This window comes from Streptomyces sp. NPDC056144 (genome assembly GCF_042264145.1).
In the GTDB taxonomy this organism is placed as follows: domain Bacteria; phylum Actinomycetota; class Actinomycetes; order Streptomycetales; family Streptomycetaceae; genus Streptomyces.
Genome location: NZ_JBHJVF010000003.1, coordinates 294,824 through 319,306, shown reverse-complemented (window position 1 = coordinate 319,306; position 24,483 = coordinate 294,824). Strand labels below are relative to the sequence as shown.

Below are 24,483 nucleotides of genomic sequence, written 5' to 3'. Positions count from 1 at the left end.
TGGGTGCCAGGGGGGCCAGGGGTGCCAGGGGGGCCATGGATGGCAGGGGTGCCAGGGGTGCCAGGGGTGTCGTGCTCACGCCGCCCGTCGACGTCATGCGGCCCCGTTCCGTCGACGAGATCCCCGCGCAGGGCGACACCCCGGCCCTTGAGCTGCAGTACTCGCTCAAGCTCGACGGCTTCCGCGCCCTCGCCTTCGTCCTCGACGGCGGGAAGGTCGTCCTCCAGTCCCGTTCGCGCCGGGACCTCGCCCCTGAGTTCCCCGAGATCGCCGGGCCGCTCACGGAGCGGCTGCCGCCCGGAACCGTGCTCGACGGCGAGCTGTGCGCCTACCGCGACGGGCGGCTCAGCTTCACCGACCTGCTGCGTTCGCACGCCGAGCGGGTACGGGCCGGGGTGCCCGTCTCGTACATCGCCTTCGACCTCCTCGCCGTGCCCGGGCGCGACGTGCGCGGGCTGCCGCTGCGCGAGCGGTGGGAGCTGCTCGGGGCCGTCCTGCGGGACGTCGATCCGCCCCTCCAGCGCGTCCTCGCCACCCTCGACGAGGAGACCGCGCGGGGCTGGTTCCGCGACCTGCGGGACGCCGGCGTCGAGGGCATCGTCGCGAAGTCCCTGGACTCGGCCTACCGGGCGGGGTCCACCTGGGCCTGGCGCAAGATCCGGCACACCGACACGAGCGACGGCCTGCTCCTGGGGCTGATCGGGCCGGTCGAGCGGCCTCGCGCCCTCGTCGTCCGGCTCGCGGACGGCCGCACGGTGGCCACCTCGCCGCGGCTTACCGCGGTGCAGGCTCGGGAGGTCGGGGAGCTGGTCGGAGGGCTCGTGGAGGGCGACCGGGGCGCTCCGGGCGGGCTCGCGGAGGAGGGTCGAGAGGGGGGCCGGGAAGAGGACCGGGAGGAGGGCCGGGAGGAGGGCCGGGGCGGAGGTCGGAAGGAGGACCGGGACGGAGATCGGGAGGGGGGTCGAGAGGGGGCGGGGGCAGCCGGGGAAGCGGTGGAGTTTCCCGGGGCGCACTGGCTGGAATCTCCCGTTCCGGTCGAGCTCCGGCAGGTCGCCGGGCGGCACGACCACGTGGGATTCGTCCGGGTGCGCTCGGACGGCTGACCCGGGACGCGGAGCGGCGCCTTCAGCGACCTTGCCCCGAACAAGTACCGAGAGCAACCGCCCTGCTCCGCGCCGCACATGGCGCAAAGAGAGCGCAACCCCGGGCCCTCGCGCGGGCCTGTGCCGTCGGCCAGGGGTTGTTGTCCGTGACGTGGTGCACACTGACTGCTCGGTACTGCTCGCGGGGAAGGCGGCCTGGCAATGCTGACGGGGATCGAGGAGGTCGACTGGGCCTCGCTGGGGCATGCGTACGGCCCCGCGGACGACGTGCCGGCGCTGCTCCGCGGACTCGCCTCCGCCGATCCCGCGGAGCGGGAGTCGGCCCTCGACGGCATGTACGGCGCCGTGCACCACCAGGGGGACGTCTACGACTCGACGCTCGCCTGCATCCCCTTCCTCCTCGAACTCGTCGCGGACCCGGCGGTCCAGGACCGGGGCGGGATCGTCGAGCTGCTCACCAGCATCGGCGGGATCGAGCTGGACGACGACGACGAACTGGACGAGCTGGACGGACTCGACCCGGACGACGAGGACTTCATCCCGGCCGCCAACTACGCGATGGCCTCGGCCGCCATCGCCGCCGGCGCCGACGTCTTCCTCGGGCTCGTCGGGGACGCCGACACCGAGGTGCGGCTCGCCGCGCCCTGCGCGCTCGCCTCGCTGCACCCCGAGCCCGCGCGTGTCCTGACCCTCCTGAGAGAGCGGCTCACCGTCGAACGGGACACCGAGGTGCGGCTCACCCTCGTGTCCTCCGTCGGCCGGATCGCCCTGCGGCACGCGTCGCTGCGCGCCGAGACCGTCGCGTGGCTGGGCTGGCTGGCCCGCGCGGCCCAGGACCCGGGGGTACGGCTCGCGGCCCTCGCCCAGCTGGCGCGCTGCGCGCCTGCCTCGATCCCGGACGACGTCGTGGGGCGGGTGACGGAACTCCTCGAGGACATCCGGGAGGCCGCGGGTGAGGACGGGGACGGCGACGGCGACGGGCGGGCGTGGGATGACGGGGAGGGCGGCTCGCAGACGTTCATCGGGCAGGTACGGGAGCTGCTGGGCGAGCACATGGCGGGACGGCCCGCGCCGTGGGCCGAGGAGCTGCTCCGTACGCTCCACTGCGCGCTCGACGACCGCGTAGACGAGCGGATCGAGCTGATCCTCGCGCAGCTGCGCAGCCCCGACCCCTGGCAGCGTTCGGACGCGATCTGGCTGTGCGGTGGGCTGATACGGGTCTGGCGGGGGCGGTACGAGGAGGTCGTCCGGCACATCGGCGACCAGCTGCACACCCCGGACCCGCGCCTCCGCGAGGCCGCCGCCTCCTTCCTGGAGCGCCTCTTCGACCTGACCGCCCCGGCGACGGACGCGCTGGCGGAGCGGGTGGCGGAGGAGATGGCGGGCTGGGCCACGACGCCTGCGGACCCGGCGGGCGCGGGCGACCCCGAGTCGGTGACCCCGGCGGCCCCGGCCGCCCCCGGGTCGGTGACCCCGGCCGCCCCCGGCACCCCGGCCGTCACCCCCTCCGCCGGCTCTGCCGGCCACGGCTCCGCCGCACCCGCCTGCGGCCTCGGGCCCCTCGCCGGGCCCGTGGGGCGGTCGTGGCGGGAGACCGCGCTGCTCGCCCTGGCCCGGGCCGGGGACGCGCGGGCCGTGCCGCCGCTCGCCCGGCTGCTGGCCGAGGGGCACGAGGTGCGGCGGGAGCTGTTCTACGCCCTGGACGGGCTCGGGCCCGCCGCCTCGGGGCTCGCGCCGCTGCTGCGCGAGCGGCTCGGGGCGGTCGAGCTGGACGAGCGGCTGTACGACCGGGCGCAGCCGCTGCTCTTCGGGCTCGCGGCCGTGCGCGGCAAGCAGGCGCTGCCCGAGGTGCTGCGGGTGCTGCGCGGTGCGCCCGAGCACCGGCGCGACTGGGTGCGGGAGGCGGCCCTGCGTACCCTCGCGGCCTTCGGGCCCGCGGCCCGGGAGGCCGCGCCCGAGCTGCGCGCCCTGCTCGGGGACGGGAGCGCCCAGGTCTCCGCGGCCGCCGCGCGGGCGCTGTGGGCCGCCGAGGGCGACGTCACGGACGTGCTGCCCGCGCTTGAGCGGTGGCTGCGGCCGGACGCGTCCGGGCCCGAGTGGTGTTCCGCCGCCCTCGCCCTGGGCGCCGTCGGCCCCGCCGCCGCGGCCGCGGCGCCCGCGCTGCGGCCCGGCCTCGCCTCCCAGGACCTCTGGGTGCGGGTCCGCTGCGCCACCGCCCTCTGGCGGATCACGGGCGACACCGCGTTCACCGTCCCCATCCTGCTCGCGGCCTGGGAGGAGAACGGCCACGCGCGCGTGGACATCGCGGAGTGCCTGGCGGAGATGGGCCCGGCCGCGGCGGACGCGCGGCTCGTGATCCTGACCGAGCTGACCCGAAGACGCCGTCACAACGCCCGCGAGGGCGGTTCCGGCAGCCACGACATCCACCAGGACGAGAAGCTCCTCACGCTGTGCCGGGCCGCGCTCGCCCGGATGGAGCGGCCGTAGAGCCCCGTCGGTCTTCCCCTCAGGCTTCCCGTCGGCCTCCCCGCCGGGTGGACAAATAGGGCGTCCCGTTGAATAGGGTTCATACGGTCAACGTCGTCGTCCTTCGAGGAGCCGGGTGAGAGCGCAGCGGGTGCGGCGCGGAGTCGTCCGCGGGGCGGTGTTCGCCGCGGCCTGCGCGACGCTCGTCGCCGGGTGCGGCAGCGGCGAGGGCGGCCTGCGGAGCGCCGGGGCGACACCGACGGCCGTCGGGCCCGTACGCCTGTGGCCGGAGCTGCCGCCCGTCACCGATCCGCCGATCGACTACGGCGAGTCCGACACCGAGCGCGTCCCCGGCGTGGAGGTCCCCGACAGCGACGTCCGCCGCGTCACCCCCATCGCCGTGGTCCAGGCCGAGGTGCGGGCGCGCCCGGGCACGTACTCCGGCGGGGACGGGCTGTACGACGAGACCGTCCGCGCGATCGAGGCCTGCGGCACCAAGCCCGCCGCCTGCCCGGTCATGCGGCCGTACTACCGCGACCTCACCGGCAACGGCCGCGACGAGCTCATCGTCGGCATCCGCATGCCCGACCAGCAGGTCGGCGTCCGCGTCTACCTCGCCGAGAACGGCGGGCTCACCCGGATCATGTCCACCGTCGACCAGGTCGTCAGCGTCGAGCTGGCCGGCCGGGACCTGATCATGCGGGTCAGCTCCGCCGGCATCCCCGGGTACGAGTACCGCACCGCGTGGTCCTGGGACGAGACGCAGCACAGCATGCTCCCCGCGAGCGACGAGATCGTCCGGGTGAAGCCGCCGGGCGCGGGCGCCTCCACCGTGCCCGCGCCCGTCCTCGTCAGCCCGTCACCCTCGGAGCCGGCGCTCGTCGCCCCCTCGGCCTCCGCCGCCCCTACCGAGACCGCGCCGTGAGGCCGCCCCGACCGCCCCGGCTGCCCGCCTGGACGGCGACCCTCACCTGGAAGGCCGCCGTCTTCATCGCCGTCATGTGCTGCGCCCTCGCCGCGCTCCTCGGCATCCTCGTCCACGTCTCCGTCACCGCGAAGACCGTCCAGGACGCCCGCGAGAAGGCCCTCACCCGGCTCACCGACGTCAGCCGGCTGTACGTCGACGGCGAGCCGCTCCCCCCGTTCGCCGGGATCGACCCGCGCGGCCTCCCCGCGTCCCTGCGGGCCCTCGCCGTCAAGGGCGAGCACGGGACCGTCGTCACCGACCACGAGGGGCGGCCCACCATGTGGGCGGCCGGCCCCGCCGACGGCCGCGCCCTCGCCGTCCGGGTCGACTACACGCAGAGCGCCGCCACGATCGAGGCCCTCGACCGGTCGATCCTCGGCTCCTCCGCCCTCGCGATCGGCGTCACCCTCCTCGTCGGCGTCTTCGCCGTCACCCGCGTCACCCGCCGCCTCCACCTGACCGCCCAGGTGGCCCGCCGGATCAGCGCCGGCGACCTCGACGCGCGCGTCGACGATCCCCGTACCGCGGACCCCTCCCGCCACCAGGACGAGGTCGCCACCGTCTCCGGCGCCCTCGACACCATGGCCTCCTCGCTCCAGCGCAAGCTCCAGTCCGAGCAGCGCTTCACCGCCGACGTCGCCCACGAGCTGCGCACCCCGCTCACCGGGCTCTCGGCCGCCGCCGAACTGCTGCCGGACGGACGGCCGTCCGAGCTGGTCCAGGACCGGGTGCGGGCGATGCGCGACCTCACCGAGGACCTCCTGGAGATCTCGCGGCTCGACGCCCGCAACGAGACCGTCGACCTCGCCGAGCACGAGCTCGGCCCGCTCGCCGCGCGCGTGGTGCGGGCCTCCGGGACGGAGACCGAGGTGCGGATCGTCCGGGACACCACCGTCGAGACGGACCGGCGGCGCCTGGAGCGGGTCCTCGGCAACCTCGTCGCCAACGCGCACAAGCACGGCGCCCCGCCGGTCGTGGTGACGGTCGACGGGCCGGTCGTGACCGTACGGGACCACGGGCCCGGCTATCCCCCGTACCTCCTGGAGTCGGGGCCGCAGCGGTTCCGCACCGAGAGCGGCGGCAAGGGGCACGGGCTCGGGCTGACGATCGCCGTCGGGCAGGCCGAGGTCATCGGCGCCCGGCTGGAGTTCACCGCCGCGGAGGGCGGTGGCGCCTCCGCCGTCCTGCGGCTGCCCGCGCTCGAAGAGCCGCCCCCGGAGAGCTGAGAGGAGGGAGCTGGGCCCCGGGAGCCGTGACCTGAGTGCCGCACCCCGAGAGCCGACGGCACACCGTCACACAAAAGGGACATACGGCATACCGCTTGCTACGTTGCGCACCATGGCCACCACACCGCGCACGGACGCTCCCCCGCCCGGGGTACGCGTCCCCAGGCGTCGCGGCGTGGAACTCTCGCTCCTCGTCGGCGCCGTCCTCATCTCCGTGTCCGGCTACGCCGCCGTCGGTCTCGCCCGCAGCGGCGCCGTCCCCCCGGACGCCGCCCGCTACGGCGCCGGGCTCGGGCTCCTCGCCCTCGTCGCCCACCTGGCCGTCCGCTTCCGCGCCCCGTACGCCGATCCGCTGCTCCTGCCGATCGCGGTCCTGCTCAACGGCCTCGGCCTGGTGCTCATCTACCGGCTCGACCTGGAGACCCCGAAGGACCAGGCGGCGACCACCCAGCTCGTCTGGTCGACGCTCGGCGTCGCGCTCTTCATCGTGGTGGTGCTGCTCCTGCGCGACCACCGCACGCTCCAGCAGTACGCGTACGTCTCCGTCGCCGCCGCGCTCGCCCTGATGATCCTGCCGATCTTCTTCCCCGCCGTGAACGGCGCCAAGATCTGGATCCGGATCGGCGGGCTCTCCTTCCAGCCCGGCGAGTTCGCCAAGATCCTGCTCGCGGTCTTCTTCGCCGCGTACCTCGCCGCCAACCGCAACGCCCTCGCCCACACCGGCCGCCGGATCTGGAAGTTCCAGTTCCCCACCGGGCGGGTGCTCGGGCCGATCGTCGCGATCTGGCTGCTCAGCGTCGGCGTCCTCGTCGTCGAACGCGACCTCGGCACCTCGCTGCTCTTCTTCGGGCTGTTCGTGATCATGCTGTACGTGGCGACCGGCCGCACCGGCTGGATCGCCGTCGGGCTCGTCCTGGCCTCCGCCGGGGCCTTCCTCGTCGGCTCGCTCGAACCGCACGTGCACAGCCGCGTCGCCGACTGGCTCGACCCCTTCGCCTCCATCCGCGCCGGGGACGGCCCCGGGCAGCTCGCCCAGTCGCTGTTCGCGTTCGCGGCCGGCGGGATGCTCGGCACGGGGCTCGGGCTCGGGCACTCCATCCTCATCGGCTTCGCCGTGAAGTCCGACTTCATCCTCGCCACCGTCGGCGAGGAGCTCGGACTCGTCGGTCTCACCGCGGTCTTCCTGCTGTACGCGCTCCTCGTCGCCCGCGGCTACCGCGCCGGCCTCTCGCTGCGCGACCCCTTCGGGCGGCTGCTCGCGATCGGGCTCGCGTCGATCGTGGCGCTCCAGGTGTTCGTGATCGCCGGCGGGGTGATGGGGCTGATCCCGTTGACGGGCATGGCGATGCCGTTCCTCGCGCAGGGCGGCTCGTCGGTCGTCACGAACTGGGTGATCGTGGCGCTCCTCATCCGGGTCAGCGACTCGGCGCGGGCGCCGCAGCCGGACACGGCGGACACGGGGACGCTGGCGCGGGTGGGCGGGGAGGCGGAGGCGAGGTGAGGGGCGCGGTGAGAGGTGCGGTGGGAGGCGCGGTGGGAGGCGCGGTGAAAGGTTCCGGCTGTGCGGGCCCTTGCCTGATCCCTACCCCGGGAGGCGTCGCGTGATCCGGTACATCCGGCGGGCCGCCGCGCTCTGTCTCGTGCTGCTCGTGGCCCTGCTCGTCAACGCCGCCCGGGTCATGGTCTTCGAGGCCGAGGACCTCGACGACAACCCCGCCAACCGGCGGATCGCCATCGAGCGGTACGCCGAGCCGCGCGGCGAGATCGTCGTCGACGGCAAGCCCGTGACCGGATCGCGCGACAGCGGTCAGCAGCTGCGCTGGGAACGCAGCTACCGGCAGGGCCCGTTGTACGCGCCCGTCACCGGCTACGCCTCCCAGACGTACGGCACCACGCTCGTCGAGAACGCCGAGGACGCCGTCCTCTCCGGCACCGACCCGATGCTCGCGCCCCTCCCCCTCTGGAACGACCTCACCCGGGGCCGCCAGCCCGGCGGCGACGTCCTCACCACCGTCCGCGCGACCATGCAGGAGGCCGCCTACCGCGGCCTCGACGGCAAGCGCGGTGCCGTCGTCGCGGTCGAGCCGTCGAGCGGCCGGATCCTGGCGCTCGTGAGCTCGCCCTCGTACGACCCCGGGGTCCTCTCCGGCACCGGGAAGACGGTCAAGGACGCCTGGACGCGGCTCACCACCTCGCCCAACCAGCCGATGCTGAACCGCGCGCTCCGGCAGACGTACCCGCCCGGCTCCACCTTCAAGATCGTGACGGCGGCGGCCGCCCTGGACGCCGGAGTCGTCCGGGACGTCGACGCGCCGACCGACACCCCCGACCCCTTCGTCCTGCCCGGCACCCGCCAGGTCCTGCCGAACGAGGCCAAGGGCTGCGCGGACGCCTCCCTCTCGTACGCCATCCAGTGGTCCTGCAACACGGTGATGGCCGGGCTCGGGGTGGAGGTCGGGCTCACCGGCATGGTCGACGCGGCGGAGGCCTTCGGATTCAACGACACCGGCCTCCGCGTGCCCTCCTGGGTCGCCAAGTCCAACTTCGACGAGGACATGAGCCCCGACCAGCTCGCCCTGTCGTCCATCGGCCAGTTCGACACGACGGCGACCCCGCTCCAGATGGCCCTGGTCGCGGCGGCCGTCGCCAACCACGGCGAGATCGCCCGCCCGTACCTCGTCGACCGCACCACCACCTCCGGCGGCACCACCGTCGACCGCACCCCCCGCCGCAGCTACCGCCAGGCCATGAACCCGGCCACCGCCCTCCAGCTCCAGCGGCTCATGGTCAAGGCCGTCGAGGAGGGCACGGGCACCAACGCGGCGATCCCCGGCGCCCGCGTCGGCGGCAAGACCGGCACCGCCCAGCACGGCTTCGGCAACACGGGGACCCCGTACGCCTGGTTCATCGCCTGGGCGCAGGCCGAGGACTCCGCCCAGCCGGCCGTGGCCGTCGCCGTCGTCGTCGAGGACGCGGAGGCCTCCCGTACGGACATCAGCGGCGGCGGCAGCGCGGCGCCGATCGCCCGGGACGTGATGCGGGAGGCCCTCAGGCTGGAGGCGGAGGCCCGGAGGTAGGCCAGGGAGGTCAGGCGCTCCCCTCCTCGATCGTGCGCTCCACCTCCGCCACCCGCTCCCGCTCCTCCGCCGCGAACCGCTCCCGGTCCAGGGCCTCCGCGATCTCCTCGTCCTGGGTCATCAGCAGGTCGAGGTTCGAGTCGCCGAGGTCGAAGACGCCCATGTCGAGGTACGCCTTCTGGAGCCGCTCGCCCCACAGGCCGATGTCCTTCACACAGGGCACGATCCGGCTGAACAGCAGCTTCCGGAAGAGGTGCAGGAACTCGCTGCGCTCGCTGAGCTCCTCGGCCTCCTTCCGCGCGATGCCGAAGTTCTCCAGGACCTCGACGCCCCGCAGCCGGTCGCGCATGAGGTAGCAGCCCTCGATGACGAACTCCTCGCGCTCGCGGAGCTCCGCGTCCGTGAGCTGCTTGTAGTAGTCGCGCAGGGCCATCCGGCCGAAGGCCACGTGCCGGGCCTCGTCCTGCATCACGTACGCGAGGATCTGCTTCGGCAGCGGCTTGTCGGTGGTGTCGCGGATCATCCCGAAGGCGGCGAGGGCGAGCCCCTCGATGAGGACCTGCATGCCGAGGTAGGGCATGTCCCAGCGCGAGTCGTGGAGGGTGTCGCCGAGGAGGCTCCGGAGGTCGTCGTTGACCGGGTAGAGCATCCCGACCTTCTCGTGCAGGAAGCGGCCGAAGATCTCCGCGTGCCGGGCCTCGTCCATGGTCTGGGTGGCGGAGTAGAACTTCGCGTCCAGGTCGGGGACGGACTCGACGATGCGGGCGGCGCAGACCATCGCGCCCTGCTCGCCGTGGAGGAACTGGCTGAAGTTCCAGGCCGCGTAGTGCTGTCGCAGCTCGCCCTTGTCCTTCTCGGTGAGCTTCGCCCAGTGGCGGGTGCCGTGGAGGGTGAGGACCTCGTCGGGCGTGCCGAGCGGGTCGTGCGGGTCGACGTCGAGGGACCAGTCGACGCGGGTCGCGCCGTCCCACTGCTTGTCCTTGCCCTTCTGGTAGAGGGCGAGGAGGCGCTCGCGTCCGTCGTCGTACTCCCAGGAGAAGCGTGCCCGGCCAGTGGCGGGCACCTCCCAGACGGGCTGTGCGGGGGCGTTCACGTACAGGTCGTTCGTCGGCACCGACGACTCCTTCCGTTTCCTTCCGGTCCTGCCTACCGTCCGCTTCCCGCAGGCTCACACGTTGGTAGACGGATCGTCAACAAGTCGTACGGGAGTCGCCCACCCTTTAGGGTCGGCACATGACGAGCGCCGCCACACCCGCGTACCGCCGGCTGAGTGTCGAGGAGCGGCGCGAGCAACTGCTCGACTCCGCCCAGGAGCTCTTCGCCCACCGGCCGCCCGAGGACGTCTCGCTCGACGACGTCGCCGAGGCCGCCGGCGTCTCGCGCCCGCTCGTCTACCGGTACTTCCCCGGCGGCAAGCAGCAGCTGTACGAGGCGGCCCTCCGCTCCTCCGCCGACGCGCTCAACCGCTGCTTCACCGAGCCGCCGGCCGGGGCACCGACCGAGCGGCTCGGGCGGGTCCTCGACCGGTACCTCGCCTTCGTCGACGGGCACGACGCCGGGTTCAGCGCGCTGCTGCGGGGCGGGAGCGTGGCCGAGACGTCCCGGACGAGCGCGATCGTGGACGAGGTGCGCCGGACCGGCGCCGAACAGATCCACTTCCACCTGGGGGTCGAGCAGCCGGGGCTGCGGCTCTCCCTCCTCGTCAGGACGTGGATCGCGGCGGTGGAGGCGGCCTCGCTGATCTGGCTCGACGCGGGAAAGCAGCCCCCGGCGGAGGAGCTGCGGGACTGGCTCGTGGACCACCTGGTCGCGCTGCTCGCGGCGACGGCGGCGGGCGACGAGGAGACGGCGGGGGTCGTGAAGCGGATGCTGGCCCAGGAGACGGCCGACGGGCCGGTGGCGCGGCTCGCGCGCAAGGTGACACCGATCGTCGGCGAGGCGGCCCACCTGCTGTGACCGCTCCGGCCGGGAGAAACTGGAGCGGTGAAGAGCCAGAACACCCCCTTCCGCGGCGGCCCGCTCGACGGCCGGGTCCTGCCGATCCTCCTGGGCCCGACCGGCCACCCGCCGAAGTGGTACGAGGTCCCGGTCCCGGCCCACGACGGCCGGCCGCCGACCGTGTACGCGTACCGGCGCGAGCCCGCGGGGCACACGAAGCGGCTCGGGCTCCAGACGGGCTGGGTGTACGAGTACGCCCCCGACGGCCGCGAGCGGCGGGAGCTGAAGTGGCCGTGGTCGAAGCCGGGCCCGCGCGAGCCTGGGCCGAAAGAGTGAGCACGCCGCACTTCGTCCGATGCGTGAGGTAATCGGATGAAATGACACGCCATCATCCCCAGGGAAAGGGAGGTGGTGACGTGTCACGAAGGCTGCTGCGTACGGTCTGCACGGGGGCGCTGGCGGCGGTGACCGCCCTGGCGGGGGTGGTCCCGGCGGCGGGAGCGGGACCGACGGACCCGCCGGTCGCCCCGGACCCTCCGGCCGAGGCCCCGATCGCGTGGGCGGACCCGACGGAGGAGCCGGTGGGGCCGGTGGATCCGGTCGAGCCGACGGTGGGGCCGGTGGATCCGGTCGAACCGACGGTGGGACCGGTGGATCCGGTCGAACCGACGGTGGGACCGGCGGAAGCGGTCGAACCGGCGGAAGGGCCGGTGGATCCGGTGGGGCCGGTCGAACCGACGGTGGGACCGGCGGCGGAGCCGGCGGAGCCCGTGGACCCGGTGGAGCCCGTCGGCCCGGTCGCCGCCGACGCCGATGCCCCGCCCCTCGACGACGCCTCCGCGCTCCCGCCCCCCGGCGGGGACTCCGTCGCCGCCCTCCTCACCCGGCTGCGCACGCTCTACCAGCAGGCCGAGGAGGCCACCGAGCGGTTCAACGCCGCCGAGGAGGCCCGTACCGCCCAGGCCGCCGACACCCGGAAGGTGACGGCGCAGCTCACCACCGCCCGTACCGAGCTGGCCAAGGGCCGGGCCGAGGCCGGGCGGCTCGCGCGGGAGCAGTACCAGGGCCGGTCGGACTTCTCGGCGTACCTCCAGGTGCTCTTCGCGGACGACCCGCAGACCGCCCTCGACCAGGGGCGGCTGCTCTCCCGCGCCGCCCGCGACCGGGCCGGCACGGTCGAGCGGCTCACCTCGGCCGAGCGGAAGGCCGACGCGCTCGCGAGCGCGTCACGCAAGGCCCTCGACCGGCAGCAGACCCTCGCCGCGGCCCAGCGGGTGCGGCGCGACGAGGTGACGGCGAAGCTCCGCGAGGTCGAGAAGCTGCTCGCCTCCCTCTCCGCCGACCAGCTGACCCGGCTCACCGAGCTCGAACGGACCCAGACGGCGGGCGCGCAGCGCGAACTCCTCGACACCGGAGTCCTCGACGGCCGCCGCACCCCGTCCCGGGCCGGATCCGACGCGCTGCGCTTCGCCGTGGGGCAGATCGGCAAACCGTACGAGTGGGGGGCCGAGGGCCCGGAGTCGTACGACTGCTCGGGGCTGACCCAGCGAGCCTGGGCGGCGGCGGGCCGGGACATCCCGCGCACGAGCCAGGAGCAGTGGGCGACCCTCCCCCGCGTGCCGCTCGCGGAGCTGCGCCCCGGCGACCTGGTCGTGTACTTCGAGGGCGCCACGCACGTCGCCCTCTACCTCGGCGAGGGCCTGGTGGTGCAGGCGCCGCGCCCCGGCGGGAAGGTGAAGGTCTCCCCCATCGCCGCCAACCCGCTGATCGGCGCGGTCCGCCCCGACCCGGGCGCGACGGCCCTGAAGACGTACGCGCCGCCGGAGCTTCCGACGGGGGCGCGGGAGGGCGGGGACGAGGGGTACGACGTCAGTCCCACAGGGAGATGAGGCCGAGCACCCAGACGTAGACGAAGGCGCCACCGCCCACGAGGGCGGCGAGGAAGCAGCCGAGGCCCGCGAGCTTGTCGCGGAGCTTCATCGGCTCGTCGTCCTCGTACGGGTCGACGTCCTCCTCGTACGAGAGGGGCTCGTCCCAGTCGACCGGCCGGCCCGTCTCCGCCGCACGGGCCGCGCGCAGGGCCGCCAGCCGCTCCTGGGCGAAGGCGGTGGCCGCGAGCGCCTCGGGGCCGTGCCACGCGAGGGCCTTCATCCGCCGGCCGGCGGTCTTGTACCGCGCCTCGAAGGCGGCCGTCTCGTCGGCGTCCCGGTCCTCTTCGAGGTACATCCAGCGGCCCGCCTCGGCCGGGTCCCCGTACAGCCGGTAGACCTCGGCGAGACGGCGACGGAGGGTCAGGTCCCAGGGAAAGGACGAGACGAGACCGCGCAGCCGCTGGCGCGCCATGGGGACGCGTCCGGCGGCGAGGTCGGCGTCGACGAGGGCCAGGGTGTTCGAGAGGGACATGCGGGGATTCTCGAACACTCCTGGCGCTGAATCGATTCTTTTACGGAGCGGGGGCCTCCGGCACGGCACCGGCGCTGGTACCGGCATCGGCACCGGCGCCCGCGACCTCCGCGAGGTACGCCGCCGTCTTCTCCGGGTCGGAGAAAACACCGATCGGCCCTGCACGGGCTCTACCAGCAGGTTTCCGTCAACTGGGGCGCCCGAGCGGGGCCGTGGGCCGCCTGTGGGCCGTCGGAGCTGGAACCGGGCCGCTTCGTAGACGCTCGCGATGGCGCCTCCACACCCTGCTTTGGACCGCCAACTCAACTTCGGTTCAACCGAGAGCGATTGGGCCGACCTGCACTAGGGTTCGCCTTTAGGCATGCGAAAAGAGCCCGCTGCGCTCCACTCTTGGCCGAGTGCGCACGGACTCTTCAGCTAACTCTTCACGCTCACCAGGAGGTTCACATGAAAGAGCCAACCCGATGCACAGGAGAGTGCACCGGGAAGAATAGTACACCCATGAGAATCCGCACGCCTCCTCCCTGGACGCGCCCCGATTGGATCGGGGCTGGAGCAGCCGTGATCAGCCTCCTGATAGCCCTGGCCACCCTGTACCTGCAGTGGAAGCAGGGTGGTGCCGGGTAGTCACGACCTACCGGCAGCAGCGAACCGGAGTGCCGCTTCCCCAGCCGCTCCTCATCAAGCACACGAGAGGCTGGGGGCACTTGGGCGGGACGACACGAGGTCGTCACACCTCGAAGGCGGCCGATTCGTAGACGCTCGCGATGGCGCTCCGGGTGCGCTCCTGACTGCTCGGCATGAGGTGGGCGTAGATCCGGAGCGTCAGGGCCGCGTTGCTGTGCCCAAGGTACTCACTGACGGCCTTGATGTTCTCCCCTCCGTCCAGGAGGGCGGAGGCGCAGAAGTGCCTCAGCGCGTGCATCCCATGCTCGCGGGCAGCGGCGTGCCGGTCCTCTTTGGTCTCCGGCGGGGCGATGACGCCAGCCGTGACAAGAGCAGGCTTCCACGCCTCCTCGTTCAGCGACGTACGCCAGACGTGGTTGCCGCCCGGGGCCAGGAAGATGAGGCGCCTGGTCACCTTCGGTCCGTCAGTCGTCCTCCAAGGGAGGGTGATCTCCACCGGCGGGTGCTGCTTCATGTGGGCCCGCAGGACATCGGCGACGGGTCCGGGCAGCGGCACATCGCGAACCTTCCCGCCCTTGGGGAGGGCGAATACCGGCTTGCTCCTGCTGAGCTTGAGCTGCTGCCCGATGTGCAGTGTCTCGGCCTCGAAGTCGATCGCATCCACGGCTACGCCCAGGATCTCCCCCTGTCGCAGTCCGCACCCAGCGCCCAAGTCGACCATGGCGCGGTACCGCTCAGGCATGGCCTGCCTGACCGCGAACACCCTCTCGGCCGTCCAGGGAAGGACGCGCTTCGCGTCGATGGCCGGCGGCCGAACGGAACCTGCGGAGAAGGGGTTCCGGCTCAGGTGGCCGTCGTCCACGGCCGCACTGAACGCGGCCCGCACGTTCGCGTAGATGGCCCGCCCGTACGACCCCGTCACGGTCGATTCGAGTACCGCCACCCACTCCCGGATGTGACTCGGCTGGAACGAACCGAGAGGCCGCGAGCCGATGTGAGGGAACGCGTGGAGCTTGAGCTGCGACGTCATGGATTCGAGCGTCCTCGGGTCCACGCCGTGGGACTTGAGCCACTTCTCGGTGAACTGCTGGAACGTGGTCTTGGCCGCCCTCGGGTCCACGTACTGCCCCCGGGACATGTCCGCCTCGATCAGGGTGAGCCACTCCTCGGCGAGGCGCTTCTTGCGGTCCGGGAACGACTTCGACTTCTCGGTGCCGTCGGGGCCGATGTAGCGGGCGCGGTAGCGGAGGCCGGTGCCATACCGATCGGTCTTGGTGCGGCGCTCGTTCCCGTCGTCGTCGATCTCGGTCTTGTACCAGCGGTCCTGGACGTGGCCAGCCATGTGGGCTGTTTCCTCTCGGTGGTGGTGTGCCTGCCCTCAGGGAGGGAGGCATGGGGGTGCCGTGGAAGTGGTTGTGGAGGGGTTCGGGGTGGTCGAGGAGGGTGCCTCCCTGCCTCCCTGGCGGAGGGTTTGAGCAGGTCACCGGCAGGGAGGCGGTTCAGGGAGGCGGTCAGGGAGTTCTCCCTGCCTCCCTGACTGGGTAGGCTGCGCGCGGTTGTCGTCGTCTAGCGGCCGAGGACTCCGTACGCCGGTTCGCCCGGCTGCGGAACCCCGGGTTCGAATCCCGGGCGACAGCCACACGAGCGGCCCCGAGCGGACGGCCGTGACGGACGGAGTCACACCCGCGTCACGGGTGGCGTCACGGGTGTGACGGGGGTCCGTGACGGCCGTGACGCCTCCCCCTATACCTGCCTTACCTCGCAGGTCAGTGGCCTTTGCCGCCCCCTCTACCGGGGTAAAGGGCTCCCTCTACCCGAGCGGTCTCGGCAGGGGGTGTGACGGTGGGGTGTGACGGGGGTGTGACGCCGTGACGGGTAGCGGGAGGGGGCCCTACCTCCCGCTCGGCCGGCAGAGTCAGGCGGCGGTGTCGGCGGCTTCCTGGTGCTGGACCCAGGTGCGGACGGCGGCGGGGTCGTAGCGGACGTGGCGGCCGACGCGGAAGCCGGGCGGGCCGGTGCGCTGCTTGCGCCAGTGATAGACGGTCTCGATGGGGACGCAGAACATCGCGGCGATGTCCTCGGGGGTGAAGTAGCGGTCCGGGAGTCCGGCGCGGAGGGTCTCGATCGGCTTGCTGACCATGGGGTGGGGTGACTCCTCGTGTCCGTCGCGGGGCGGGGTGGGAGTGGTGCCGGTCGCCGTCCTAGAGATGTGGTGCATTTCAGCGTCCGCAGCGCCCCAGCGTCCGCACGCCTTCGTTCGTGCAGGTCAGAGGCGGTGAGGGGTGCGGACGCTGGTGTGGACGCTGCGGGCGCTGGACGGCTGTAGCGTCCGCAGCTCCGGCCGTGTCCGGGCCGCTGGTGTGCGGCCCGGTCCGGCGGCGTCAGTACTGGTCAGGGACCCTGTGGCCCTGTCCGATTGGGGGCACGTCGGGCCAGAGAGGGCCGGTCGGGGGTGCGGACGCTGCGGACGCTGCCTCGTCGGAGAGGTCGGCCCGGGCGAGCACGAGGAGCTTGTGGCGGTGCCGGTCCCGGCTACGTTGCGTGTCGTCCACCGTGATCCCGATCGACCGCAGGAGAGGGGCGAGGCGCTTCACCTTCCCTCCGGCGCGAGTGGCGTCCTTGGGCCAGGACGGCGGCCGAATGCCGCCAGGCGGCTGGACGTGCTCCAGGAGCATGGCGGCCGTGCCGGTCCAGGTCCCGCACTCCTCGACCAGGGCCGCGAGCGCGGAGCCGAACGGGTCGCCCTCCAGGGCGTCTCCGGCGACGTTCGCGGACGCGGCAAGGTAGTCGTCCAGGGTCGTCCACTCCATCACCTGGTCGACCGCTGCGAGGATCCGGGCGAAGTCGGCCATGCGGGGCATGGAGGCCAGCTTCACGTCGGGCAGGACGGCGAGGACGGTGGCGAGGAGGTCGAAGAGCGAGCCGAGGACGGCCGGCCGGATCGTCTCGAACGCCGTCGCCAACTCCTCCTCGGTGCGGCGCTGCTCCGGCTCGATCATCTGGAGCTCCAGCATGAGCAGCCGCTCGGCCAGGTCCCCCGCGAGGGCTCCGGCGTCGATCGTCGTCATCGCCAGGACCCGGCGGAAGGAGAGGACCACGACGTCGTCGTCGGTGTAGAGGGCACGGTCCACGATCCCGTCCCCGGTCACGGCCTTGCACAGGGTGTCGGAGAGCCACTGAGGCAGCGTGGAGATGTTGTCCAGGCACAGCGCCCACGAACTGAACGCCTGCGTCGCCCACGCCTTGTGATCCCTCGGCTGGGAGCGCTTCGCGGCCGGGGAGGGATCGACCAGGTTGACCATCATCTGCGCGGCGGCCGACTTCCCCGTGCCCTGCTCGCCCTTGAACGTCAGGACGGGGTGGGGGATGGACGGCATCCACGCGGCAACCAGCCACACCACGAGCTGCCGGAACGCGGACTCGTCCATGTTCAGCAGGCTGTGGAGCATCGACAGCCCGTCCCCGAGCAGGACCGGCGCGGGCATCGGCGCCATGGCCCCGGACCGGCGGAACAGGACCGGGGAACGCTCCACGACGTGCCAGCCGCCGGCCGACACGGTCACGGCGCGGCCGTCGGCGGTGCCGAGGTCGACCACGATCGTCCCCGCGTCGTCATGCCCGACCCGCAGGTGCACCTGCACCGGGTCGTCCGACTCCGCGATCCCCTCCAGCACGGTCATGGCGTCCGCGAGCGCGGACTGCGAGGCCACGTCCCCGTCGAACGTCTCCGCGTACAGGCGGGCGAGCCGCTGGCGGACGCCGGACCGGCCGCGCAGGGGCAGGGCGATGTTCGGGCCGTCGATCGCGACCGCGTAGGGGCGGCCGTCGGTCGACACGACGAACCGGTACCGCTCCCGGGCGAGGGCGACCAGCCGCACGGCGGCCGATGGCTTCTTGCCCCCGTCGTCGGCCGGCGGGCGCTTGTTCACGGACGCCCGTCCGGTGTTCACGGCCGACTGTCCGGTGTTCACGGGCGCCGGGTCGGTCGACCGGTCGGGGCCGGTCGGTCGGGCGGTTCCGTTCACCGGCTTGGTGGTGCTGTTCACGCGCTCACCCCTCGATCGGTCGACTGCTCACAGGTGTTCATCCGGGCCGTACGCCGCCCGTGGTCGAGTCGACCGACCCGCACGCGACGCTCGGCCGGTTCGCGATGCTTTGCCTGGTCAGGGGTAGACCGCGCGGCCGATGAACAGGCGTGAACGATCCGTGCGAGCATCAGCCAGTCGACCTGGTCCGGGCCGAACCGGCTCGACTCCGAGTCGGGCGCGGGGGACGTCGGGTCGGTCGGGTCGCCAGTCGGCTGAACACCCGTGAACGCCGGGTCGGTCGACCACACCAGCAACAGGGCGAGCGAGAGGAACAGCCGGTCGGCCTTGGCGTGGTTGCAGGGATGGCAGGCGAGCACGAGGGCATTCGCGGACCACGTCCGGTAGATCGAGTAGGGGACGACGTGGTCCATGGTCGCGTCGCGCAGGTCGCGGAAGCGGTGCCGACAGTAGGCGCACCGCCAGCCGTCGCGGGCCGCGAGCTGAGCCTTGCGGCTGCGACGACGGGCGGCGTTGAGCCGTGGAGAGGCGTGCAGGCTCACCCAGTCACCCCGGAGACGTCGACCAGGTCGAGCACGGTCCGCAGCGCGGCGGACAGGGAGCCCAGGTGCATGGCCATGGCGGTCGGGCTCGCCGTGCCGAGGTCGAGGTTCTCGACCCGGCTCAGCGCGTCCCGGGCGGCCGTCAGCAGGACTGGCGGCACCGGCACCACGGACGGCGCCTGCAGGGACAGCTCCTTCGGCCGCATGGCGGGCCACAGGTCCCACACCGTCGTCCCCAGGACGCGGGCGACGGCGTGGGCGTGACGGGCGTAGGGGCGGCGTCCGGGCTCGTTCACCCACCGCTCCACGGTCTTCGGGTCCACCTGGAGCTGCTCGGCGAGTTCGGCGTAGGTCAGATCGGCCTCGACGATGGCCGCCGCCAGCCGCAGGTTCCCCTCGGCCGGCATCGGGGCGGGGAGGTTCATGGGGGACTCGGGCGCGATCGTCACAGCGCCACCCCCGCACGGTTCTGGTGTGCGGTGGCACGGCCGTGGACCGGGCAGATCAGGGAGAACGCGCGGCCGAGCTTGATGGACCGGGTACCCCGGCACGGGCACCCGCCCTCGACCTCGGCGGCCGAGTTCCGGGCCATGGCCTGCGGCGTCATCGGCATCCAGGTCGGCATCTTCGTGGCGGCGGCCAGCGACTCCGCCTTCTCCAGGCGGCGAGCCTTCGGGAATCGCTGCTCGTGCCGGGCCTGCACGTCCACCGGCACGACGCGGCTCATTTCCAGCAGCCGGTGCCCGTAGAAGAACGCCGCCTCACGGCGCAGCTCCTCCAGGCCGATGCGCTCGGCGCCCTGCACGATCCAGGCGGCCACCTGCGACTTGTCCACGGAGCTGGCGCGGAACCGGTCGGGCATGTCCGAGACGTACAGCGCCACCACGCGCTCATCCCCGGTCAGCTCCACAACGGCCACAGAAGGCCGAACCAGTAACGCGGTCTCGTTCGATCCAGGCATCATGGGAGTACCCCTTCGTGGGTCGGGGAGCGGCTATCTGCTTGGCGGTAGGGAGCCGCTCCCTGTTTCGTCCTAGGCCACTGACCAGGACGTTTCCATGCCTCAGCCCCCATGCAGGGAGCCGTACCCGTTCCGATCGATCCGACCGGCAGGCACATCCCTAAGGTTCCCTAGGGCACCCTAGGGTGTCAAGCGGTACGCTAGGGAACGCATCCAATGAGCAAGGGAGTTGACGTGGTGTCGGATCAGGCCGGCCATCGGGCGCCGTACGCACGGATCGCCGCGCACTACGAGGAAATGATCACGTCCGGCCAGCTGCAGCCGGGCGAGCTTCTGCCCAGCATCAAGGCGCTCTCCCAGGAGTGGAGCGTCAGCACCGCGACGGCCGAGAAGGCGCTCCGGAAGCTCCGCACAGACGGGCTCATCCGGGGAATCCACGGCATCGGCACCGAGGTAATCGACCGCCCGGCCCCCATGTCCTCCGGCGCGCAGCGCCAGGACCGAGGCCGCCGAAGCGGGTCGAGTTGGGGAGCGGGCGAACGATCCGACTCCCACGTAGCGGCCGTGGTCCCGGCGCCGGCCGACGTGGCGCAGGTGCTCGACATCGAGTCCGGCGCGGACGTGATCCGCCGTAGCCGCGTCTACCGCGACCGGCACGGCATCGTCGCGCACTCCACGTCGTGGATCCCGGTGCAGTACGGGAAGCTCGTCCCCCAGCTGGCGGAGAGCGCGCGTCTGTCCGGTGGAACGTCCCTCCAGCTCATCGCCCAGGCCACGGGGCGGCCGATCACCCGCCGGATCGACACGGCATCGGCCCGACTGCTGACGCCAGCGGACGCGGAGCTCCTGGAGCTGGACCCCACAAACCCGCCTACGGAACCGGTGGTCGTGATGACCGCGAAGTTCGTCGACAGCGGGGATCACGTCGTGGAGTACGGCGTGGATCTTGGCGGCCCTGGCCGGACATGGCTCACGGAATCGGAGCTCACGCAGTGACGGCGGACCAGGCCGTGCGGCCCTTCTGCGTGCTCATGGCGGGGCTTCCGGGCTCGGGCAAGACGACGCTCTCCCGCACGCTTACGGCTCGCGGGTTCGTCCGGCTGTGCCCGGACGAGGAGATGTTCCGCCGCCACGGCGTGTATGGCGTCGACTTCCCGCGGGGCACGTTCCCGACCCTGGAGCGCCCGGTACTCGAAGAGATTGCCGTGGAGCTCTGTGACCACCTCCGGGCCGGCCGCAACGTGGTGGTTGACCACGGATTCTGGACCCCCGACGACCGAGCCCGGTGGATGGCGATCGCCACGGACGCCGGTGCCCTGCCGCTGCTGGTCTACCTGGAAGCAAGTCATGAGGAACTCTGGTCGCGGGTGAGCCAGAGGAACGCTCAGCACGAAGCTGATCCGAACTCGATCTACTTCTCGGAGAACGACCTGGCCCGCTACCGGACTCGGTTCGTCCCCCCTCAGGCCGGGGAGCCGCACATCCTCTACAGCGGTGAGCCTGATTCAGTGCTGAAAGCGCTCGAAGGGGCTGGGCTGAAATCTGAGTGCTAGACGCTAGATCCCAGGTCAGGAGCCCATTCGACTGCTAGCGCCCCTGCTAGACCTAGCGGCAACGACTGCTAGGCCTAGCAGGGGCGCTGTGGTGTCAGGAGGCGTCATGCGCGGGTGTCAAGGCAGTGTCACGCGGGGTGTCAGAGTGCGTGACACCCGCGTTCGCCTAAGGGTTTGGGTGTCAGGGACCCGTGACGGTGTCAGACGTCAGGCGGCTGTCAGGCCCGGTGTTCCGATCGGAGAGAGATCGAAGACGGGGTGCCCTGCGGGCATGCGACCTATGGCAGCTCTCTCCGCTCGCGCTGCGGCAATCGCCATCAGGAGCGGGCTGACATGCGCTCCTCGCCTTGTCGCTTGTCTTGTCACCCTGCCCGGGCACCCGCTCGCCGGCCTTGGCGCCGCCCAGGGCACTCTGGCCTGCGGGGCGACAAGCGACAAGACAAGCGACAAGACAAGGGGCACGACAAGTTCGGGTCGGCACGACATCCCACGGAAGAGCCCACCCGGCCGCGCCCGGGTGGATTCTTCGTCCGGGTCGGCCGGCCGTCGGAGCGTCCAGCGACTGCACAAGCAAGAGGAGCACCCGGCGCGGCGTGCTCCTCTTGCTTGTGCGGGCCCTCGGAGGGTTCAGCGTCCGCACCCTCTCCCCCCCTAAGAGCACCCTGACCTGCAACAACGCTCTTAGAGGGGAGCGGGTCGTGCGGACGCTGCGGACGCTAGCGGACGCTAAACAGTTTGTTTAGCGTCCACAGTGAAAGCGCAGGTCAGAGGGTGCGCCGGGCGGCTTGCGGACGCTGCGGACGCTGTTTTCTCTCAACTCTCTAGCAAGAGAGGCACGGGAGGCTTTTCAAGGGCGGGGGACCGAGGGTGCGCACCGCCGTCCCCGCCCCTTGAAAAGCCACGTGCCCGCTCGATGTGCTGCAAAGGGCCGCTGCCCTGTGCAGCGACATGCGACAAGGCAAGGCGAGTTGACCCTCCGCGCGCACGCATGGCATCGCTACGCCTCAAGCGCCTTTTTCACTTCCGGCTTGTGAGCAAGGTGAAGCGGCAGCTTTGTGTGCTTGTCGAATACTGCTTGCAGTAGCTGATCCACTTCCAGCTTTGCGGCGATGTTGAGCCTACCTGCGAGGTTTGCCCCCCTAAGATCGGCATGCGCAAGTTCCGCGTCCTCGAGCTCTACAGCTCCAAGTTCCGCCCCCTTCAGATCCGTGTACCTGAGATCTGCATGGTGGAGCTCAGCCCCAAAGAGGTCGGCGCCTTCAAGTCGAGCACCAGACAGGTCGACGCGCCAGAGAGCGGTGAATGACAGGTCCAGCCGCTGTGATTCCACCCTGTTCGGGCGCCGGCCGAGGACCCTGAGCGCTGCCTGGACATCCTCCTTCGGCCCCGGGCGGGGGATTTGGTCGCCCGGGTCTGGGAGATCGGGGTCTGGCAATGCCGCTTGCTGGCGCACGAAGGCTGCGAGCACCTGCACCACCGTGTCGTGATCCTTCTCAGAGTCGCGCATGATCCGTTCAAGTGCGTAGATCCCGCCCAAGCGCTCCATGACCCTTGGACCCTCCTCCGCAGAGTCCCGTGCCGCCAACAGCTTGATCGCTTCGACGTAGCGACCCGTGACTTGACCCTCGCGGGTCATCTCCGCTTGCTCGCGGTCCTTTTCGCGGGTGTGCTCGAAGTTCCGATGCGTGTAGACCAAGCCGATCCCAGCCGTGACAGCCACACCCAGAGCAACGAGCGTAGTCCGGAAGCCAGTAACGACTACGCCGGCGGCGGGTTGGAGATTCTTGTCTAGGAGGTGGTCCCCATCAAACCACCAGGGCCCCCGCAAAAGCAGCAGACCAAGACCGATGAGCGCCCCAACTGACAGGAGGACCAGGAGCGTACGCCACGCCAGCTTCTTCATTTTCGCTCTCACGCCGAGAAGTATGACTGCGCTCCACCCCACTCAACCGCTGACTGAGCGGACCACCCACCGCCAACACGCCCGCGCCAACCAGCTCCATGGGCGGCCGGAAAGACGTCCGCTCGTCAGGGCGGCCCTTCTGACTCTTCGCCCTGACGCGCGGCCGGTGGCCGGTGCCGCCCTGTCTATCCTCCAACGAAGCAGATTCCGAAGGTGGGCGCTAACGGCTAACACGCTGCTCACAGCCGCTTCAGGCGCTAGCGGGGCCGCTAACGTTAGCGGGCAGCGCCGCTAGCGCTAGCGGCTTCCCCCGGGCCCGGAGCCGGGCCGTCTCTGGGCCGTCAAACGGGTCCCGAGGGTCACCAACAACCACCAATGACAACCGCTCCGACGCAGGTCAGAGGCTTGTCAGGCTCCGGAGACCGAGGCCAGGTACGCCGCCGTCTTCTCCGGGTCGAAGAAGAAGTTCTCGAAGTCCGACGGGTCGTCGAAGCCGTTCGCGAAGCGGTCGGCGACCGGCTGGAGTTCGCCCGCGGCGCCGATGAGCTGGAGGACGTGCTCCGGCGGGGCGCCCAGCATCGCGTTCGTCCACGTCGTGGCGTGCCGCGCGGTCGCCCAGTAGCGGTCGAACGTGGCCTGCATCCACGCCTCGTCGAAGGGCTTGTCGCCGTGCTCGACGATGGCCGCGAGGTAGGTGGCGGCGCACTTGGCGGCCGAGTTGGCGCCCTGGCCGGTGATCGGGTCGTTCGCGACGACCACGTCGGCGACACCGAGGACGAGACCGCCGCCGGGGAGGCGGCCGATCGGGTTCCGCACGGTCGGCGCGTACCGGCCGGCGAGGGTGGCGCCGGCGTCGGTCAGCTCGACCTTGGTGGCCCGCGCGTACTCCCAGGGCGTGAACTTCTCCATCAGCTCCAGCGTCAGCGCCAGGTGGTCGGAGGGGTCCTTGACGCCCTGGAAGACGTCGAGCGGGCCGCCGGGTATCCCCTCCCAGAAGAGGATGTCGGCGCGGCCGCCGAGGGTCAGGGTCGGCATGACGAACAGCTCGCCGACGCCCGGGACCAGGTTGCAGCGGACCGCGTCGAACTCCGGGTGCTCGGGACGGGGGCCGAGACCGTGGACGTACGCGACGGCGAGCGCGCGCTGCGGCTCCGCGTACGGCGAACGGGCCGCGTCCCGGCCGAACATGGAGACCAGCTCGCCCTTGCCCGCGGCGACGAGCACCAGGTCGTAGCTGCGGGAGAAGTAGTCGAGGTCGCCGACGGCCGCGCCGTGGATGACCAGCTGGCCGCCGCGCTGCGCGAAGGTGTCCAGCCAGCCGGCCATCTTCACGCGCTGGTCCACGGACTGCGCGTACCCGCGGAGTCTGCCCACCCAGTCGATCGCGCGGCTGGTGTCCGGCGCGGCGACCGAGACGCCGACGCCCTCGGTGCGGGGCGCCTGGGACTCCCAGAAGTTGAGGCCGAGGTCCCGCTCGTGCTGGAGGGCCGTGTCGAACATGCACTGGGTCGACATGACCCGGCCGGAGCGGATCTCGTCCGCCGTCCGGTTCGACATGAGGGTGACCTCGTACCCCTGCGACTGGAGTCCGAGAGCGAGCTGCAGGCCGGACTGGCCCGCGCCGACGATGAGTATCTTCCGCATGGTGGTGCTCCTGGCCTGTGTGCGTGG

At 71.9% G+C, this 24,483-nt stretch carries 21 protein-coding genes; 11 read left to right on the top strand and 10 right to left on the bottom strand.

The genetic code is table 11. The annotated features are described in order from the left end of the window. Positions 1-71: 71 nt before the first annotated feature. The 6 genes from ACFC0Z_RS12295 to ACFC0Z_RS12270 all read left to right on the top strand — a co-directional run bounded on the left by ACFC0Z_RS12295 (position 72) and on the right by ACFC0Z_RS12270 (position 8,839). Positions 72-1,103, top strand: a complete 1,032-nt coding sequence (locus tag ACFC0Z_RS12295; protein ID WP_376435778.1) for a DNA ligase — start codon at positions 72-74, stop codon at positions 1,101-1,103. Between the two features lie 201 nt (positions 1,104-1,304). Beyond that, entirely contained in the window at positions 1,305-3,590 is a 2,286-nt protein-coding gene (locus ACFC0Z_RS12290; protein ID WP_376435775.1) for a PBS lyase, read from the top strand. A 115-nt stretch (positions 3,591-3,705) separates the two neighbouring features. Continuing rightward, positions 3,706-4,494 carry a hypothetical protein gene (locus ACFC0Z_RS12285; protein WP_376435772.1) on the top strand — a complete coding sequence of 263 codons (789 nt, stop codon included), beginning with the start codon at positions 3,706-3,708 and terminating at the stop codon, positions 4,492-4,494. Then, complete coding sequence (locus ACFC0Z_RS12280; protein WP_376435769.1) at positions 4,491-5,762, top strand: ATP-binding protein; 1,272 nt, start codon at positions 4,491-4,493, stop codon at positions 5,760-5,762. Before ACFC0Z_RS12285 ends, ACFC0Z_RS12280 begins: the two co-directional genes overlap by 4 nt. 112 nt (positions 5,763-5,874) lie before the next feature. Next, positions 5,875-7,263, top strand: coding sequence for an FtsW/RodA/SpoVE family cell cycle protein (locus tag ACFC0Z_RS12275; protein WP_376435766.1), 1,389 nt, complete (start codon positions 5,875-5,877; stop codon positions 7,261-7,263). Positions 7,264-7,363: 100 nt separating this feature from the next. After that, positions 7,364-8,839 (top strand): penicillin-binding transpeptidase domain-containing protein, encoded by a 1,476-nt coding sequence (locus ACFC0Z_RS12270; protein WP_376435763.1) that lies wholly within the window; start codon positions 7,364-7,366, stop codon positions 8,837-8,839. A 10-nt stretch (positions 8,840-8,849) separates the two neighbouring features. On the opposite strand, the gene ACFC0Z_RS12265 is transcribed toward ACFC0Z_RS12270, so the two are convergent. Further along, positions 8,850-9,953: a ferritin-like domain-containing protein gene (locus ACFC0Z_RS12265; RefSeq protein ID WP_376435760.1), complete on the bottom strand. Its 1,104-nt coding sequence runs from the start codon at positions 9,951-9,953 to the stop codon at positions 8,850-8,852. Positions 9,954-10,072: 119 nt separating this feature from the next. Here ACFC0Z_RS12265 and ACFC0Z_RS12260 point away from each other — a divergent pair, with 119 nt between their 5' ends. The 3 genes from ACFC0Z_RS12260 (at position 10,073) to ACFC0Z_RS12250 (ending at position 12,666) form a co-directional block, all read left to right on the top strand. After that, the gene (locus ACFC0Z_RS12260; RefSeq protein ID WP_376435757.1) at positions 10,073-10,795 is read left to right on the top strand and encodes a TetR/AcrR family transcriptional regulator; all 723 of its coding nucleotides are present in this window, start codon (positions 10,073-10,075) and stop codon (positions 10,793-10,795) included. 27 nt (positions 10,796-10,822) lie between these two features. Beyond that, positions 10,823-11,113 carry a hypothetical protein gene (locus ACFC0Z_RS12255; RefSeq protein ID WP_376435754.1) on the top strand — a complete coding sequence of 97 codons (291 nt, stop codon included), beginning with the start codon at positions 10,823-10,825 and terminating at the stop codon, positions 11,111-11,113. 80 nt (positions 11,114-11,193) lie between these two features. Beyond that, a complete protein-coding gene (locus tag ACFC0Z_RS12250) occupies positions 11,194-12,666 on the top strand; it encodes an NlpC/P60 family protein (protein WP_376435751.1) in 1,473 nt (490 codons plus the stop codon). Here ACFC0Z_RS12250 and ACFC0Z_RS12245 read toward each other — a convergent pair. The 7 genes from ACFC0Z_RS12245 to ACFC0Z_RS12215 form a co-directional block, all read right to left on the bottom strand. Further along, complete coding sequence (locus ACFC0Z_RS12245) at positions 12,647-13,180, bottom strand: DUF6584 family protein (RefSeq protein ID WP_376435748.1); 534 nt, start codon at positions 13,178-13,180, stop codon at positions 12,647-12,649. The genes ACFC0Z_RS12250 and ACFC0Z_RS12245 overlap by 20 nt on opposite strands. 730 nt (positions 13,181-13,910) lie before the next feature. After that, on the bottom strand, positions 13,911-15,149 hold the full coding sequence (locus ACFC0Z_RS12240; RefSeq protein WP_376435745.1) for a tyrosine-type recombinase/integrase: 1,239 nt from the start codon (positions 15,147-15,149) through the stop codon (positions 13,911-13,913). Between the two features lie 573 nt (positions 15,150-15,722). Next, positions 15,723-15,947 carry a helix-turn-helix transcriptional regulator gene (locus ACFC0Z_RS12235; protein ID WP_376435742.1) on the bottom strand — a complete coding sequence of 75 codons (225 nt, stop codon included), beginning with the start codon at positions 15,945-15,947 and terminating at the stop codon, positions 15,723-15,725. A 241-nt stretch (positions 15,948-16,188) separates the two neighbouring features. Continuing rightward, a complete protein-coding gene (locus tag ACFC0Z_RS12230) occupies positions 16,189-17,853 on the bottom strand; it encodes an ATP-binding protein (protein WP_376435739.1) in 1,665 nt (554 codons plus the stop codon). Next, a complete protein-coding gene (locus tag ACFC0Z_RS12225; protein WP_360809007.1) occupies positions 17,850-18,395 on the bottom strand; it encodes an HNH endonuclease in 546 nt (181 codons plus the stop codon). The genes ACFC0Z_RS12230 and ACFC0Z_RS12225 overlap by 4 nt, the downstream gene beginning before the upstream one ends. Further along, entirely contained in the window at positions 18,392-18,844 is a 453-nt protein-coding gene (locus ACFC0Z_RS12220; protein ID WP_360809009.1) for a helix-turn-helix transcriptional regulator, read from the bottom strand. The genes ACFC0Z_RS12225 and ACFC0Z_RS12220 overlap by 4 nt, the downstream gene beginning before the upstream one ends. After that, a complete protein-coding gene (locus tag ACFC0Z_RS12215) occupies positions 18,841-19,281 on the bottom strand; it encodes a hypothetical protein (RefSeq protein ID WP_376435735.1) in 441 nt (146 codons plus the stop codon). Before ACFC0Z_RS12215 ends, ACFC0Z_RS12220 begins: the two co-directional genes overlap by 4 nt. Before the next feature lie 291 nt (positions 19,282-19,572). Here ACFC0Z_RS12215 and ACFC0Z_RS12210 point away from each other — a divergent pair, with 291 nt between their 5' ends. Then, positions 19,573-20,352, top strand: coding sequence for a GntR family transcriptional regulator (locus tag ACFC0Z_RS12210; RefSeq protein WP_376435732.1), 780 nt, complete (start codon positions 19,573-19,575; stop codon positions 20,350-20,352). Then, positions 20,349-20,909 (top strand): ATP-binding protein, encoded by a 561-nt coding sequence (locus ACFC0Z_RS12205; protein WP_360809013.1) that lies wholly within the window; start codon positions 20,349-20,351, stop codon positions 20,907-20,909. Before ACFC0Z_RS12210 ends, ACFC0Z_RS12205 begins: the two co-directional genes overlap by 4 nt. Positions 20,910-21,906: 997 nt before the next feature. On the opposite strand, the gene ACFC0Z_RS12200 is transcribed toward ACFC0Z_RS12205, so the two are convergent. Together ACFC0Z_RS12200 and ACFC0Z_RS12195 are read right to left on the bottom strand one after the other, a co-directional pair. Next, positions 21,907-22,812, bottom strand: a complete 906-nt coding sequence (locus ACFC0Z_RS12200) for a pentapeptide repeat-containing protein (RefSeq protein ID WP_360809015.1) — start codon at positions 22,810-22,812, stop codon at positions 21,907-21,909. Between the two features lie 408 nt (positions 22,813-23,220). After that, entirely contained in the window at positions 23,221-24,456 is a 1,236-nt protein-coding gene (locus ACFC0Z_RS12195; protein WP_376435729.1) for a styrene monooxygenase/indole monooxygenase family protein, read from the bottom strand. Positions 24,457-24,483: the final 27 nt, after the last annotated feature.